Source organism: Comamonas piscis, from assembly GCF_014109725.1.
In the GTDB taxonomy this organism is placed as follows: Bacteria; Pseudomonadota; Gammaproteobacteria; order Burkholderiales; family Burkholderiaceae_C; genus Comamonas; species Comamonas piscis.
Genome location: NZ_CP058554.1, coordinates 1231774 through 1247430, shown reverse-complemented (window position 1 = coordinate 1247430; position 15657 = coordinate 1231774). Strand labels below are relative to the sequence as shown.

Annotated in this window: 12 protein-coding genes; 6 read left to right on the top strand and 6 right to left on the bottom strand. The window is 63.6% G+C overall.

What is annotated here, in order from left to right:
- Nucleotides 1–59 precede the first annotated feature (59 nt).
- Nucleotides 60–842 carry an HAD-IIB family hydrolase gene (locus tag HS961_RS05615; protein WP_182326766.1) on the top strand — a complete coding sequence of 261 codons (783 nt, stop codon included), beginning with the start codon at nt 60–62 and terminating at the stop codon, nt 840–842.
- A gap of 121 nt (nt 843–963) precedes the next feature.
- Here HS961_RS05615 and HS961_RS05610 read toward each other — a convergent pair whose 3' ends face one another.
- Entirely contained in the window at nt 964–1395 is a 432-nt protein-coding gene (locus HS961_RS05610) for a TonB family protein (protein WP_182326765.1), read from the bottom strand.
- 298 nt (nt 1396–1693) lie between these two features.
- Between HS961_RS05610 and HS961_RS05605 the strand changes: the two genes are divergently transcribed.
- Entirely contained in the window at nt 1694–3136 is a 1443-nt protein-coding gene (locus HS961_RS05605; RefSeq protein ID WP_182326764.1) for an NAD-dependent succinate-semialdehyde dehydrogenase, read from the top strand.
- A gap of 97 nt (nt 3137–3233) precedes the next feature.
- Here the strand turns inward: HS961_RS05605 and HS961_RS05600 are convergent, their stop codons facing one another.
- Both HS961_RS05600 and HS961_RS05595 read right to left on the bottom strand, forming a co-directional pair.
- Nucleotides 3234–4187: a lysylphosphatidylglycerol synthase transmembrane domain-containing protein gene (locus tag HS961_RS05600; protein WP_182326763.1), complete on the bottom strand. Its 954-nt coding sequence runs from the start codon at nt 4185–4187 to the stop codon at nt 3234–3236.
- Nucleotides 4188–4199: 12 nt separating this feature from the next.
- On the bottom strand, nt 4200–5237 hold the full coding sequence (locus HS961_RS05595) for a glycosyltransferase family 2 protein (RefSeq protein ID WP_182326762.1): 1038 nt from the start codon (nt 5235–5237) through the stop codon (nt 4200–4202).
- 220 nt (nt 5238–5457) lie between these two features.
- Between HS961_RS05595 and HS961_RS05590 the strand changes: the two genes are divergently transcribed.
- The 3 genes from HS961_RS05590 to HS961_RS05580 are packed head-to-tail and all read left to right on the top strand — an operon-like array spanning nt 5458 to nt 9349.
- Entirely contained in the window at nt 5458–7005 is a 1548-nt protein-coding gene (locus HS961_RS05590; protein ID WP_238347803.1) for an ArnT family glycosyltransferase, read from the top strand.
- Nucleotides 7002–8012 carry an NAD-dependent epimerase gene (locus tag HS961_RS05585; protein ID WP_182326761.1) on the top strand — a complete coding sequence of 337 codons (1011 nt, stop codon included), beginning with the start codon at nt 7002–7004 and terminating at the stop codon, nt 8010–8012. Before HS961_RS05590 ends, HS961_RS05585 begins: the two co-directional genes overlap by 4 nt.
- Nucleotides 8009–9349 carry a UDP-glucose dehydrogenase family protein gene (locus HS961_RS05580; protein WP_182326760.1) on the top strand — a complete coding sequence of 447 codons (1341 nt, stop codon included), beginning with the start codon at nt 8009–8011 and terminating at the stop codon, nt 9347–9349. The genes HS961_RS05585 and HS961_RS05580 overlap by 4 nt, the downstream gene beginning before the upstream one ends.
- An 88-nt stretch (nt 9350–9437) precedes the next feature.
- On the opposite strand, the gene HS961_RS05575 is transcribed toward HS961_RS05580, so the two are convergent.
- The 3 genes from HS961_RS05575 to HS961_RS05565 all read right to left on the bottom strand — a co-directional run bounded on the left by HS961_RS05575 (nt 9438) and on the right by HS961_RS05565 (nt 13115).
- On the bottom strand, nt 9438–10934 hold the full coding sequence (locus HS961_RS05575) for an amino acid permease (RefSeq protein WP_182326759.1): 1497 nt from the start codon (nt 10932–10934) through the stop codon (nt 9438–9440).
- A 134-nt stretch (nt 10935–11068) separates the two neighbouring features.
- Nucleotides 11069–11938 carry a D-hexose-6-phosphate mutarotase gene (locus HS961_RS05570; RefSeq protein WP_182326758.1) on the bottom strand — a complete coding sequence of 290 codons (870 nt, stop codon included), beginning with the start codon at nt 11936–11938 and terminating at the stop codon, nt 11069–11071.
- 160 nt (nt 11939–12098) lie between these two features.
- Nucleotides 12099–13115, bottom strand: a complete 1017-nt coding sequence (locus HS961_RS05565; RefSeq protein WP_238347914.1) for a type II asparaginase — start codon at nt 13113–13115, stop codon at nt 12099–12101.
- A gap of 690 nt (nt 13116–13805) precedes the next feature.
- On the opposite strand from HS961_RS05565, the gene HS961_RS05560 reads away from it, so the two are divergent.
- Nucleotides 13806–15650 (top strand): ABC transporter ATP-binding protein, encoded by a 1845-nt coding sequence (locus HS961_RS05560; RefSeq protein WP_182326757.1) that lies wholly within the window; start codon nt 13806–13808, stop codon nt 15648–15650.
- Nucleotides 15651–15657 lie beyond the last annotated feature (7 nt).

The window sequence follows — 15657 nt, the reverse complement described above, 5'->3', positions numbered from 1 at the left end:
CGAGGCCCACACTCCGCCTCCCACACTATTTACGCTGACCTCTCGCTGTCCCCCTCTCTATGCTTGCTCTGAACCAATGGCAGCCGACCGCACCCATCGTCGGCCTGCTAACCGACATTGACGACACCCTGACCACAGAGGGCATCGTCCCTGACAACGTGGTGCAGGCCATCGCTGCCCTCAAGGCCAAGGGCCTGGCCGTTATCCCCATCACCGGCCGCCCAGTAGGCTGGAGCGAGCCCTTTGCCGCTGCCTGGCCGGTCGATGCCATCGTGGCTGAGAACGGCGCCGTGGCGCTGCGCCGCAATGCCAGCGGCGGGCTGGACAAGCTTTACCAGCAGGACGAGGCCACGCGCATCGCCAACTTTGCCAAGATGCAGGCGGTGCTCACGCAGATTGAGCAGACGGTGCCGGGCGCGCAGCGCGCCACCGATTCGGCCGGGCGCGAATGCGATATCGCTGTGGACCACAGCGAGTTCACGCAGATGCCGCAGGCTAATATCGACCGCTGTGTGGCGCTGATGCAGGCGGCTGGCATGAATGCCACCGTCAGCTCCATCCATATCAATGGCTGGTTTGGCGGGCACAACAAGCTCGAAGGCGCGCGCTGGATCATCAAGACCTTGTTCGGGCGCGACCTGGATGCGGAGATCGGCCAGTGGTGCTATATCGGCGATTCCACCAATGACCAGCTGATGTTCCAGCACTTCGACAACAGCTTTGGCGTGGCCAATATCGAGCGCTTTGTGCCGCAGCTGCAGCACCTGCCCCGTTATGTGACGCGTGGTGAGCGCGGTGCCGGTTTTATAGAACTGGCCGAGCGCATCTGCGCGCTGAAATAAAGAGCATGGCGGCGGGCTGATCGTCCCGACGCAGCAAAAACGCCCGCGGCACTTGAGGTGCAGCGGGCGTTTTGTTGAGGCGAAACGCTCAAATAGGATCAGCGGTCAGCGGCCAACAATCTCAAGGCTTAAAGTCGAACTGCTGCTGCAGGATGACCTTCATCGGCTGGTTGTTCTTCATCGCGGGGCGGTACTTCCACAGGCGCACCGCGCGCTCCACCTCGGTGGCCATGTCACGAGAGGTGGTGGTCAGGGTCTTCACATCGCTGACAGCGCCGTCGGTGTTGACGACAAACTGTACGCGCACGCTGGCCGGTTGCGGCAGAGCGCCTGCGGGGTAGGGGAAGCGGGGCGAGGCGCCGGTCAGCAGCTGGGGCGCCGTGTCGCAGGCATTGCCAGCGCAGCCAGCTGCCGCGGGGGCCGCATTGGCGGCAGGGGCTGTGTTCGCAGCAGCGGCAGCATCAGGCGTTGGAGCCGGCTCGTTGGTGGCGCAGCCTGCCAGCAGCGCGGCAAGAACGGTGACAACGGCAGAACTGGTACGGATCAATGACATGGTCTGAAGCTTCCAAAAATCTCATGGTGGTGCGGCCCAGGCCACAGCGGGCAGGCGCAGGGCGCGGTGCAACGACGGCGCCCGCGCATCAAACCCCATGTTTTACCACGGGGCTGCAACGCTATTGTGGAGAAATCCGGTACATGCCCGCCCCAGCATGTCGAAATTGCCGTGCGCGACTACGCGCTCTGGCGCTAGCGGTTAGGATTTGCAGTTGTTCATGGGCAATCCATTCCCCCTATTTGCCCACGACGGCCCGATCACTGGATACCTCCAAGACACTCAAGGAAAAACGGCAATGACCACTGCATATCCGGATACCCGACTGCTGATCAACAACGAATGGCAAGATGCCTCCGATGGCAAGACCATCGATGTGGTGAACCCTGCTACCGGCAAGCCTATCGGCAAGGTCGCCCATGCCACCAAGAAGGACATGGACCGTGCATTGGAAGCCGCGCAGGCGGGTTTCCTGGTTTGGCGTGCCACGCCAGCCATCGAGCGTGCCAACACCATGCGCCGTGCCGCCGCCCTGCTGCGCGAGCGTGCCGAGCAAATCGGCCGCCTGCTGACCCAGGAGCAAGGCAAGCCGTTTGCCGAAGCCAAGGGCGAAGTGCTGGCCGGCGCCGGCATTATCGAATGGTTTGCCGATGAAGGCCTGCGCGTCTATGGCCGCATCGTGCCAGCCCGCGTGCCCAATGTGCAGCAGCTGGTGATCAAGGAGCCTGTCGGCCCCATCGCTGCGTTCACGCCCTGGAACTTCCCCGTCAACCAGGTCGTGCGCAAGCTGGGCGCTGCACTGGGCACCGGCTGCTCCTTCCTGCTGAAGGCGCCTGAAGAAACCCCTGCCTCGCCAGCCGCGCTGCTGCAGTGCTTTGTTGATGCCGGCCTGCCCAAGGGCGTGCTGGGCCTGCTGTTTGGCTCGCCTTCCGAAATCTCCGAGTACCTGATTCCGCACCCGATCATCCGCAAGGTGACCTTCACCGGCTCCACCGCCGTGGGCAAGCAGCTGGCCGCCCTGGCTGGCGCCCACATGAAGCGCGTGACCATGGAGCTGGGCGGCCACGCACCGGTGATCGTCGCCGAAGACGCCGATGTGGAACTGGCCGTCAAGGCCACGGCTGCCGCCAAGTTCCGCAATGCCGGCCAGGTCTGCATCTCCCCCACCCGCTTCCTGGTCCACGCCGATGTGAAGGACGCGTTTGTCAGCGCCTTCGTCAAGCACGCCGAAAGCCTGAAGCTGGGTGATGGCCTGACCGACGGCACCACCCTGGGCCCCTTGGCCAACGCCCGCCGCCTGACCGCCATGGCCCAGGTCGTCGAAGACGCCGCCGCCAAGGGTGCCAAGGTTGCCACCGGTGGCGCACGCGTGGGCAGCGAAGGCAACTTCTTCGCGCCCACCATCCTGGCCGATGTGCCGATGAACGCCTCGGTGTTCAACGACGAGCCCTTTGGCCCGATCGCCGCGATCCGCAGCTTTACCAAGCTGGAAGACGCAATCACCGAAGCCAACCGCCTGCCTTTTGGCCTGGCTGCTTACGCCTACACCCGCTCGTACAAGAACGTGCAGCTGCTGTCGAACCAGATCGAAGCGGGCATGGTCTGGATCAACCAGGCCGCCACCCCATCGGCCGAGTTCCCCTTCGGCGGCGTGAAGGATTCGGGCTACGGCAGCGAAGGCGGCCCGGAAGCCATGGAGGCCTACCTGAACTCCAAGGCAGTGTCGATCACCGCCGTGTAAAAACTTCCCAAGGGCCTGTGCGCAGGCCTTGGGCACAAAAAAAGCAAGTCTGCGGACTTGCTTTTTTCTTGGGCTTAACCATCAGGCGGTTTAGGCCTCAGGACGGCGCATCCGCCTCGCGCTCGCGCCGGCTGGGCAGGCCAAAGGCAATGGCACCCAGCGCCCCCTGCACCAGCGCATACACGCCATAGATCAAGCCCACGCCCACCGCCAAGGCCGCCGGCACACCAAAAGGCGCCAACGCAGCGGCACTGGCCGCTTCGCGCGTGCCCCAGCCGCCCACGCTGACCGGCAAGGCCGCCATCAGAAAAATAGGGGCCATCGCAAAGGCCCAGGCGGCCAGATCCAGATGGATACCCAGCGCCAGCCCACCCAGCGCCAAGGCGGCGGCGGACAATAGCTGCACCAATGCGGACGAACCTGCCTGCACCAACATCTGGCGTTTAAAGTCCGGCCGCGCAGCGGCCTGCAACAAGGGCTGCAACCAGCCCGGCAGGCTGGCCGCCTGGCGCTGGCCCAGCCACCACAGCAGCAGCCAGGGCAGTGCAATCCAGACGATGACGCCGAGGACCATCAAGACCTTCAGCGCCAGCGGAGAGATATGCAGCACAGGCGCCAAGGCGTTGGCGGACAGCGCCGCGCCGATGGCGCCGATGGCGCAGAGCATCCACAGGCCGCTGAAACGGTCCAGCAGCACCGACAGCGAGGCAGCGGCCTTGCCCTGGCCACTGCGTTGCAGCACCACCGCGCGGTAGACATCCCCGCCAACGACAGCGCCGGGCAGCAAGGCATTGAGGCCAATCGCCTGGAAATACCAACGCAGCGCATCAGGCCAGCGCATCGGCGCGCCCAGCCACTGCGCCAACGCACGCCAGCGCCAGGCAGATACCACGTTCGACGCGATGGCCGCTGCCAGCCCCGCCAGCAGCCAGCGCACATCGGCAGCGCGCAGGCGGGCCCAGAGGGCAGCAGGGTCGGCAAAATAGGCCACGGCACCCAGCAAAGCGGCGCCACACAAGGCCTTGATGCAGGCTTTTTGTGTACGGTTCACACCAAGGGGCGCTTAAATATGGGAGGCGGCAGCGGGCTGTGTGCCTGGCATGCGCGCTGCATGGGCGTCTTGGCGCACCATGCGGGGGGTCTCGCCGCTGTCGTCGATCACATAGTCGTCCGCATAGTACTGGCGGCCACCGCCCGATTCGTAGTAAATGCGGGTCAGCAGCTCGCCGATCAGGCCAGCGGCAACAAAGGTCATGCCCATCAGCACCAGCATCACGCCAATGATCAGCAAGGGCCGGCCACCAATGCTCTCGCCCATCAGCTTGACGATGAACAAGTACGCCAGGATCAGAAAGCCGGGGGTGGCCAGCCACAGGCCCAGGCCGCCAAAGGCGTGCAGCGGGCGCTGGCGGTAGCGCATCAGGAAGACCATCAGGATCAGATCCAGAATCACGCGGAAGGTGCGGTCAATGCCGTACTTGGAGACACCCGCCGTGCGGGCATGGTGGCGCACCGGCACCTCGGTGATGCGGGCACCGGCATCGCGCGCCAGCGACGGGATGAAGCGGTGCAGCTCGCCGTAGAGATGTACGCGGTCGATGATGTGGCGGCGGTAGGCCTTGAGCGCGCAGCCATAGTCGTGCAGCTGCACGCCGGTGGCGTTGGAGATCAAACGGTTGGCAATCTTGGACGGCAGCTTGCGCGAGATCGCGGCATCCTGGCGGTCCTTGCGCCAGCCAGAGACCATGTCCACGCTCGGGTCGGTCTCCAGGCGGTTGAGCAGCAAGGGGATGTCGTCGGGCTCGTTTTGCAGGTCGGCATCCAGGGTCACCACATAGCGGCCTTGCACCCGGTCAAAACCGGCCTGTAACGCGCTGGACTGGCCATAGTTGCGCGCGAGGATCACCGGGCGCAGCCAGGGGCGCGTGGCAGCCAGCTCCAGCAGGCGCTTGGCACTGTCGTCCTTGGAGCCATCGTCGACGGCAATCAGCTCATAGCTCAGCGGCTGCGAGCGCATGGCCGCGTCAATCCGGTCGACCAGGGCGATCAGATTGTCGAACTCGTTGTAGATGGGGACGACGATGGAAACAGCAGGGGACATAAGGGGCACATTGCAAAAAGCCGCTCCAACGGATGGCTGGGCCGGTACCGAAAACGGTGTGCGGCGCAGCCCAACCGGGGTGGGCGACTCTTCTGGCATTGGTAAAACAGCGGTCGCCTATACTACCTGATCCGCTTTTTCCTCTGCTGCTGATGCGACAGGCTGGTGCCGCGCCTTGGGGCTGCGGGCCCTGTGTGCACCGGCATTTCGTGTTTCCGCCATGACGTCTGCGTCCCCCTCCCCCGCCAAAGATTGGCAGTCCACGCTCTATCGCCACCCGCTGGCCTGGGTGCTGCTGCTGGCCTGTGCGCATGTCATCTCGCGTGTGGCCATCTCGGACGGCATGAAATGGGACGAGTCCGAACAAATCCTCTGGTCGCAGCAGTTTTTGCTGGGCTACGGCGCCCAACCGCCCGCCTACAGCTGGCTGCAATGGCTGGTGGGGCAATTGCTGGGGCCCACGGTGCTGTCGCTATCGCTGGTCAAGCACAGCCTGATCGTGCTGACCTATGTGCTGGCCTGGCAAACCGGCCGCGCGCTGCTGCCCGCCAAGGGCGCCTTCTGGGTCGCGGGTGGCCTGCTGCTGATGCTGCCCTTTGGCTGGGACAGCGTGCGCGACCAGACCCACACCATCCTCGTCACCGCGATGACCTTTGGCGCCTGGTGGATGGCCTTGCGCCAGGTGCGCACGCCGGCGCTGATCAACTTTGTCGGCCTGGGCATTTTCTGCGGCGTGGGCATGCTCGCCAAATACAGCTTTGCGATGCTGATCGGTGTGTTTGCCGTGGCCGCCTTCAGCGTGCCCCAGGTGCGCCGGGCACTGCTGGGCCGGGGCTGGTGGCTGGCGCCTCTCATCGGCCTGCTGATCTTTGCGCCACACGGCTATTGGCTGCTGCACCACTGGCGTGAGGCTACGACTGAAACCTTCAACAAGATGGATATCTCCACCCAGGTCTCCCACCTCAAGGGCCTGGGCGCGCTGGCTACCGCCGTGTTCTCGACCCTGGGGCTGTGGCTGCTGGTCAGCCTGGCCAGTTACCGCAGCCGTTTGTGGAAAGCCGAGGCGGCCCCGTCGCCGGCTGCAGATGCAGCAACACCCGAGTGGCGCATCTGGGCCTGGCCGCTGCTGTGGCGCTACCTGGCGCTGGTGTTTGCGATCCTGGTGGGCATGGTGCTGGTGGGCGATGTCAGCAGCTTCAAGCAGCGCTGGGTGCTGCCGTTGACGGCTGTGGCGCCGCTGGCGCTGTATGTCTGGCGCCCGCGCCTGCTGGCCGATGGCGTGGGCCGGGGCTACACCACCACGGTGCTGGTGTTTGCGCTGATCTTCCTGACCCTGGCGACGGTGCGCCCCTGGCAGTCCAACCTGCGCAAGGATCCCGATGAGCTCAACCACCCCGTCGCGCAACTGAGCGCCGCGCTGGCGGCGGCGGGCTATGACGGCCAAGGCGTCATCGTCGGCTCGGACAACATGGTCGCCGCCATGCTGCGCTCGCGCAACCCCAAAGCCTATGCCACCGCCTGCACGGCCGAGTTTGGCCGCATGGCCGACTGCCTAGCGCAGGCCCGCGCCAAGGCCCTGCAAACCGGCAGCGGCCTGCTGTACATTGCCCGCATGGACAAGGCCACGCCCGCTTGGTGGGAGGCAGTACTGGCCACGGCGCCCAGCACCTCTATCCAAGATTTGACCCTTCCGTTTACCCATATGCGTGCCAGCACGCCGCCCATGCACTACCAGTTTGTGTGGCTGCCCGCACCCATCACACCATGAAACCTGTTCTCGTCACCGGCGCTGCCGGTTTTATCGGCATGCACTGCGCCTTGCGCCTGTTGGAGCGTGGCCTGCCCGTTGTCGGCATGGACAACCTCAACAGCTACTACGATGTCGCGCTCAAGCAGGCCCGGCTCGCGCAGCTGCAAAGCCACCCCCACTTCCGCTTCATCCAGCTCGATCTGGCCGACCGCGCCGGCATGGCCGCGCTGTTTGACGAGGTGCAACCCCAGCGCGTGCTGCACTTGGCCGCCCAGGCGGGGGTGCGCTACTCCATCGACCAGCCGGACGACTACACGGATTCGAACCTGCTGGGCTTTGGCCATGTGCTGCAGGGCTGCCGCAAGCACCAGGTGGCGCACCTGGTCTATGCCAGCAGCTCCAGCGTCTATGGCGGCAATGCCAAGATGCCTTATGCCGAGAGCGATGCGGTCGACCACCCAATCAGCTACTACGCGGCCACCAAGAAGGCCAACGAGCTGATGGCCCACACCTACTCGCACCTCTACCAGATGCCCACCACCGGCCTGCGCTTTTTCACGGTCTACGGGCCCTGGGGCCGGCCGGACATGGCCTTGTTCAAGTTCACCAAGGCCATCCTGGCGGGCGAGACGATTGACGTTTACGGCAATGGCCAGCTGGTGCGCGATTTCACCTTTATCGACGACATCGTCGAAGGCATTCTGCGTGTGCTGGACAAACCCGCCGCCCCCGATGCCAGCTATGACCCGCTGCAGCCCAACCCGGGCACCAGCACCGCGCCCTACCGCATCTTCAACATCGGCAACAGCCAGCCCACCGTGCTGATGGACTACATCGGCGCGCTGGAGTCCGCGCTGGGCATGCAGGCCAACAAGCGCATGCTGCCCATTCAGCCGGGCGACATGCACAGCACCTCGGCCGACACCCGCGCCTTGCAGGCCTGGGTGCAGTTCGCCCCTTCTTTCACTGTCACAGACGGAATCCAGCGCTTTGTCGACTGGTACCGCAGTTTCTACCGCGTATGAAAGTCACTGTATTTGGAACCGGCTATGTCGGTCTTGTTCAAGGCGCCGTGCTGGCTGATGTCGGCCACCAGGTGCTGTGTGTCGATGTGGATGCCGCCAAGGTCGCTGCGCTGCAGGCCGGCCAGATCCCCATCCATGAGCCGGGCCTGGACAAGCTCGTCACCAGCAACCATGCCAATGGCCGGCTGCGCTTTACCACCGATGCGGCCCTGGGCGTGGCGCACAGCGAGGTCATCTTTTTAGCGGTGGGCACGCCCCCCGATGAAGACGGCAGCGCCGACCTGCAGTACGTGCTGGCCGTGGCCCGCACCATTGCCCAGTACATGGATGGCACGCGCATCGTCATCAACAAATCCACCGTGCCGGTGGGCACGGCCGACAAGGTACGCGCAGTGATCGCCGAGGGCCTGGCTGCACGCAGCGCGAGCCACGGCTTCGATGTGGTGTCCAACCCGGAGTTTCTGAAGGAAGGCGCGGCCGTGGCCGACTGCCAGCGGCCCGACCGCATCATCATCGGCACCAGCAACCCGGCATCCGAAGCGCGGCTGCGCGAGCTGTATGCGCCCTTCAACCGCAACCACGACAAGATCGTGGTGATGGATGTGCGCAGTGCCGAGCTGACCAAGTACGCCGCCAATGCGATGCTGGCCACCAAGATCAGCTTTATGAACGAGATCGCCAACCTGGCCGAGCGCCTGGGTGCCAATGTGGAGGCGGTGCGCCGCGGCATTGGCAGCGATCCGCGCATTGGCTACCACTTTATCTACCCGGGGGTGGGTTATGGCGGCAGCTGCTTCCCCAAGGATGTGAAGGCCCTCGTGCGCACCGCCGAGGAAATTGGCTTTGACCCCTTGCTGCTCAATGCCGTCGAAGCCCGCAATGAAGCCCAGCGCAACGTGCTGTTCGAGCGCATCAGCGCCTTCTATGGCGGCGAGCTGCAGGGCAAGACGATTGCGCTCTGGGGCCTGGCCTTCAAGCCCAATACCGATGACATGCGCGAGGCGCCCAGCCGCAACCTGCTGGAATCGCTGTGGGCCGCAGGCGCCCGTGTGCAGGCCTATGACCCCGTCGCGATGCAAGAAGCCCAGCGCATCTATGGCGAGCGCAGCGACCTGGTGCTGGCCGCCGACCCCGATGCTACTTTGCAAGGCGCCGACTGCCTGGCCATCGTTACCGAGTGGCAGATCTTCCGCGCGCCCGATTTTGGCCAGCTGGCCCAGAGCCTGCGCGACCGCATGATTTTTGATGGCCGCAACCTGTACGACCCGGCCCTGGTCGCGGGCTATGGCCTGGGCTATGTGTCGATTGGCCGCCAGCCGGTGTTGCCCGCCAAGTAACGGCCTGCCAATCGGTCATTAAAAAAGCGAGTCCCGTTTCAACAGGACTCGCTTTTTGCTATCTATGGGCCGACAAATGGGCGCCGATTTACTTCGGGCTCTCCACCTGGCCATCAAAGCGCATATCGGCATAGGCCACCGTGCGGCTGCCCCGCGTCCAGCGGTAGGCCCACCAGATCAGCAGAAACACTGGCAGGCCGATGTAGGTCGCCACCACGCCGCCCCAGTCGATCCGGTCTTTCAAAAAGGCCTCGTAGTTCTGGCCCAGGGTGATGACCAGGCAGAGCACAAACGCAAAAATGGGGCCGAACGGGAACCAGGGCGAGACATAGGGCAGTTGCGACACATCATGGCCCTGGGCCACAAAGCCCTTGCGGAAGCGGTAGTGGCTGATGGCAATGCCCAGCCAGGCGATAAAGCCGGTCATGCCCGACAGGTTGAGCAGCCAGAGGTAGACCGTCTGCGGGCTGAACAGAAAGCTGAAAAAGCACAGCCCCGCCATCACCGTTGTCGCCAGCAAGGCCATCACCGGCACGCCATGGCGCGAGAGGCGGCCAAAAACGCGCGGCGCCATGCCCTGGCAGGCCAAGGTATAGAGCATGCGGGTGGAGGCATACATGCCCGAATTTCCGGCCGACAGCACCGAGGTCAGCACGACGGCATTCATGATCACTGCGGCCGACAGCAGGCCCGCCTTTTGGAACACGAGCGTGAAGGGGCTGACGCTGATATCACCGACCTCATTGCGCAGCAGATGCGGGTCGGTGTAGCTGACCAGCGAGCCGATCACCGCAATCGCCAGCACATAGAACAGCAAGATGCGCCAGAACACCTGGCGCACCGCGCGGGGAATGTTCTTGGCGGGGTCTTCGGATTCAGCGGCCGCAATGCCGATCAGCTCGGTGCCCTGGAAGGAAAAGCCCACGATCATCGCCACACCAATCAAGGCCGCAAAGCCACCGGCAAACGGCGCATCCGCTATCTGCCAGTTGGCCATCGCGCCCCAGACGCCATCGGTGGGACCGCCTTTGAGAATGCCAAAGATCATCGCCACGCCCAGCGCAATAAAGACCAGCACCGTCGTCACCTTGATCGCCGCAAACCAGTATTCGGCCTCGCCAAAACCGCGCACCGAGATGGCATTGAGGGCCACCATCAGCAGCAGGAACAGCGCGCTCCACCAGTAGCCCGGCACATCGGGGAACCAGTAGGCCATCACCAGCTGCGAAGCCACCAGATCGACTGCAATCGTGATCGCCCAGTTGTACCAGTAGTTCCAGCCCAGCGCGAAGCCAAAGCCTTCGTCCACATAGCGCGCGCCATAGGTGGCGAACGAGCCCGACACCGGCATAAAGGCCGCCAGCTCGCCCAGGCTGGTCATCAGAAAGTAGACCATCAGCCCGATGACGCCATAGGCCAGCAGCGCGCCGCCGGGGCCCGCCTGGGCAATGGTGGCACCCGACGCCACAAACAGCCCCGTGCCGATGGAGCCGCCAATGGCGATCATCGACAAATGGCGTGCCTTGAGATCACGGCGCAGCTCATTGACTGGCGCGGAAGAAGATGGAGACCCAGAACCCGGCATAAACAAAAAAGCATGGCCGCAAGCGCCATGCCGACAATGACAAGGCCGCCATTATCGGGTTTTCCCCAGGCCTGCGGTAGTGGCCGCCCACAATTCCGCAACAGGGCTTGTGTTTCCAGCTAGCTAGCCAAGTCTCAGGCCAAGGTCAGGGTCTGGCTGATCGACCATTGCTGGCCCGGCGCCAGCTGCACCGGCGCGTCGATGCTCGCAGCTTCCACGCAGAGCATCTGGCGCCAGCCGTCATCGGGCATATCGGCCAGGCTGTGGCTCAGCTGCAGGCCTGGGTTCCAGACCACGATCTCGCTGGCTGTGCTGCTGTGGGCTATCTGAAGCCGGCGACCATCTTGCAGATTGGGCTGCTGTAGCTGCAGCAGCGCGCCTGTTGCGCCAGAGGTGGAGAACACCCGGTCAAAGCCCTGCTCGGTGGTCGCGGCAAAGCCCACATCGCCGGGCGGTTGCACAAAGCGGGTATCGGCCAGTGCATCCCAGCAGGCCAGGCCCTGCAAGCCAGACAGCTGGGTTTGCGCCACATCGTCCACCTGCAAGTAGCTGTGCAGCGCGCAGGTCATCGACCAAGGTACCTGGTCGGTGTTCTGCACATCCAAGCGAATCGAGAGGCTGCCTGCCTGCACGTCAATACGCAGCCGCGCATCAAAGGCATGGGGCCAGAAGGCGCGGGTGGCCTCGCTGCCCGTCAGCTGCATCACTATGCCGCCCTCGTCGGCCTCCAGCATCTGCCAGGGCAGGTTGCGCGCAAAGCCGTGCTTGGGCAAAGGCCCGCGCACATTGAACTGCGGAAAGCAGACCGGCACGCCGCCACGAATCGCCGACTGCCCATCGCGCAGGCTGGCGGGGCTCAGGTACAGGTGCTCGCGGCCATCGGCGGTCTTCCAGGACAGCAGCTGCGCGCCCTGCTCCGCCACCACGGCAGACGATCCATCGGGCCATTGGGCGCACCAAGCGGGAAAGCCTTCGTAGCTGATTCGGGTCCAGGCATGCGCCATCTTTTTTGCTCCTGAGAATGCAGCAGCAATTGTGACATTGGCGACGAGTCCGGCTGCCGCTAACGAGCAATACAGCGGACAGCAAAAAGGACAGCCGTAGCTGTCCTTGGTAGATACCGTATTGAAACCCGTGCCCAGCCGCAGCCGGGCACGCTGGCTATCAATATTCCCAGAAAATGCGTTGGATTTCCTTGGGGTCGTTGGTCTTGGTCAGAGCCAGCGCTGCCAGCAGGCGGGCTTTTTCCGGACGCAGGTCATGCGCAACCACCCAGTCGTACTTGTCATCGGGCTGCTCTGCATTGCGCAGCACAAAGCCATAAGGCACACGTGCCGAGCGGATCACCTGCACGCCCTTGCTGCGGGCTTCCTGCAGTGCGGGGACGATGCGGTCTGCCACCGAGCCATTGCCGGTGCCGGCATGCACGATGGCCTTGGCGCCGGTGCCAACAAAGGCATCAATAGCGGTGCGCGGCACATTGCCGTAGCTGTAGACCACTTCCACGGCAGGCAGGCTGGAGATGTTGTCGATATTGAACTCGGATTGCATCGTGTGGCGCTTGACCGGGGCACGGAACCAGTAGTTCTTGCCTTCCACCACCATGCCCAAGGGGCCCCACTGGCTTTGGAAGGCATTGGTCTTGATGTTCACATCCTTGTTCACATCGCGTGCGGTCTGGATCTCGTCGTTCATCGTCACGACCACGCCCTTGCCTTCGGCATCCTTGGCTGCAGCCACGCTCACGGCGTTGAGCAGGTTCAGCGCGCCATCGGCCGACAGCGCAGTGCCTGGGCGCATGGAGCCCACCACGACGATGGGCTTGTTGGTGTGTACCGTCAGGCTCAGGAAGTAGGCGGTTTCGGCCAGGGTGTCGGTGCCGTGGGTGACGACCACGCCATCCACATCGGCCTGCTTGACCAGCGCCGAGACGCGCTTGGCGAGCACCAGCAGGTTGTCATTGGTGAAGCTCTCGGACGCAATCTGGAAGACTTGCTCACCGCGCACCTGCGCTACCTTGGACAGCTCCGGCAGGCCTGCCAGCAGTTTGTCGACCGGCACCTTGGCAGCGCTGTAGGTGGCGCTGTTCATCGCCGATGCACCGGCGCCAGCGATGGTGCCGCCGGTGGCCAGCACGACCACATTGCGCATGCCTTGTTGGGCCGGCTGGCTGGCAGCCATGGGGGCTGCTGCCGGTGCGGCTGCAACCGCGGGGGTCGCCGCAGCGGCTTGGGTGTTTTGTGGGCCGCTGGCGCAAGCGCCCAGGCTCAGGCTGACTGCCAAGGTCACAGCCGTCAGGGCTGGAAGCCTCCAACGGGCCACTTGGGACACCTGCAGCATTGTTGTCGATTTGTATGCCATCAGTAACACCTCATTTCAGAAGCCGATATCTTAGAAACAGCTTGCCCGCTGTCACATAGGTGAACACACCTATGGTTTTTTATATAGTCATAGTTGCGATGCTTATCGATAGATCAAAAACACAACGCTATCCTGAATATAGATTCAAAATCATCGAGCCAGCGCCTTTCGGCACGCGCAAAGAAAAGGCCAATAGCCTATGCTGCAAGGTGTTTTTGAACGTAACCGACGCCTGCCGTGATACGGGCCGACGGGTTGTCCACGGGGATCCTCTGCCATACCCTCATCCGAGCCCGCGTTCAGACCAGGGCAGGGAGTTTGCAGAGAATCACTAAGGGTTATATCGGCGGCCCACCAAGGACCCTGCCCACCCCGCTAGACTTGCCTGATCGGGGTTGTTACCACTGTCAATATCAACAGGCCTATATGCTGCTTACCGAGCAGCGTCGGGGCAGGCTCATAAGCTGCTCCAAGGCCCAGCGCCCCAGCCCCATTGCAGGAGATCAGTGCATGTTTTCGTTTTTTGAGCGGCGGGTGCCGCCCTATCCCAACGCCGAACCCCAGGTTCCGCCCAAGGGGTTTTTTGCTTTCATGTGGGCATGTACGCAAGGCATGCGTGGCTGGATCGGCCTGCTCACCACCACCTCGGCACTGCTGGCGATGTACGAGGCGATGCTGTTCGCCGTCATGGGCCATGTGGTTGATTGGCTGGCGACCATGTCGCCCAACAACTTCTGGGCCGAGCAAGGCAGCACCGTGTTGTGGATCGTCGGCGTGCTGCTGGGCAGCGTGCTGCTGCTGGGCCTGCATACGCAGGTGATGCACCAGGTGCTGGCCATCAACTTTCCGATGCGCCTGCGCTGGGTTTTCCACCGCCTGATGCTGGGCCAGAGCATGTCTTTTTATGCGGACGAGTTTGCCGGCCGCATTACCACCAAGATCATGCAGACGGCCTTGTCGGTGCGCGAAGTGGTGTTCATGATCGTCGATGTGCTGGTGGGCGTGAGCGTCTACATGATCGGCATCCTGATCCTGGCGGCCAGCTTTGAGTGGCGCTTGATGATTCCCTTCCTGCTGTGGCTGATCGCCTATATCGGTGCCTGCGTGTTCTTTGTGCCTCGCCTGGGCAAGATCGGCAAGGCCCAGGCGGATGCCCGCTCGATGATGACCGGCCGGGTGACCGATGCCTATACCAATATCGCCACGGTCAAGCTGTTCGCCCACACCAAGCGCGAGGCCGAATACGCCCGCAGTGCGATGGAAGCCTTCAAGCAAACCGGCCAGGCCCAGATGCGCCTGGTCAGCCTGTTCGAGATCGCCAACCACCTGATGATCACCCTGCTGCTGCTGGGCGCATCGGGCACCGCTTTGTACCTGTGGATGAACGGCCAGGCCAGCGCTGGCGTGGTGGCCGCGGTGATCGCCATGGCGCTGCGCCTGATGGGTTATTCGCACTGGGTAATGTGGCAGATGACGGGCTTGTTCGAGAACGTCGGCACCATCCAGGACGGCATCAATACCTTGACCAAGCCACGCAGCATCGTGGATGCCAGCGGCGCCCAGCCCCTGGCTGTGCAACAAGGCCGCATCGAGTTTGACAACGTCAGCTTTGCCTACAAGGATGCGGGCCGCCCGGTCATCGACCAGCTCAACCTGACGATCAACCCCGGCGAGCGCATTGGCCTGATTGGCCGCTCTGGTGCCGGCAAGTCGACCCTGGTCAACCTGCTGCTGCGCTTCCACGACTTGGCCGGTGGCCAGATCCGCATTGACGGCCAGGACATCGCCAAGGTGACGCAGGACAGCCTGCGCAGCAATATCGGCATGGTCACGCAAGATACCTCCCTGCTGCACCGCTCGATGCGCGACAACATCCTCTACGGCCGTCCCGACGCGAGCGAGGAAGACATGCGCCGCGCCACCGAGCGCGCTGAGGCGTCTGACTTCATCACCACCTTGAGCGACCGTTTTGGCCGCACCGGCTACGACGCCCAGGTGGGCGAGCGGGGGGTCAAGCTCTCGGGCGGCCAGCGCCAGCGCGTGGCCATTGCCCGCGTGATGCTGAAGGACGCGCCCATCCTGCTGCTGGACGAAGCCACCAGCGCGCTGGACAGCGAGGTTGAAGCCGCCATCCAGGAAAGCCTGGACAGCCTCATGCATGGCAAGACCGTCATCGCCATTGCGCACCGTTTGTCCACCATCGCCGCAATGGACCGCTTGATCGTCATGGACAAGGGCCACATCATCGAGCAAGGCACCCACCAGCAACTGCTGGCCCAAGGCGGCATTTATGCCAAGCTCTGGGCGCACCAGAGCGGCGGCTTCCTGGCTGAGCCCGTGGACGGTCCTTTGTAATTCCAGC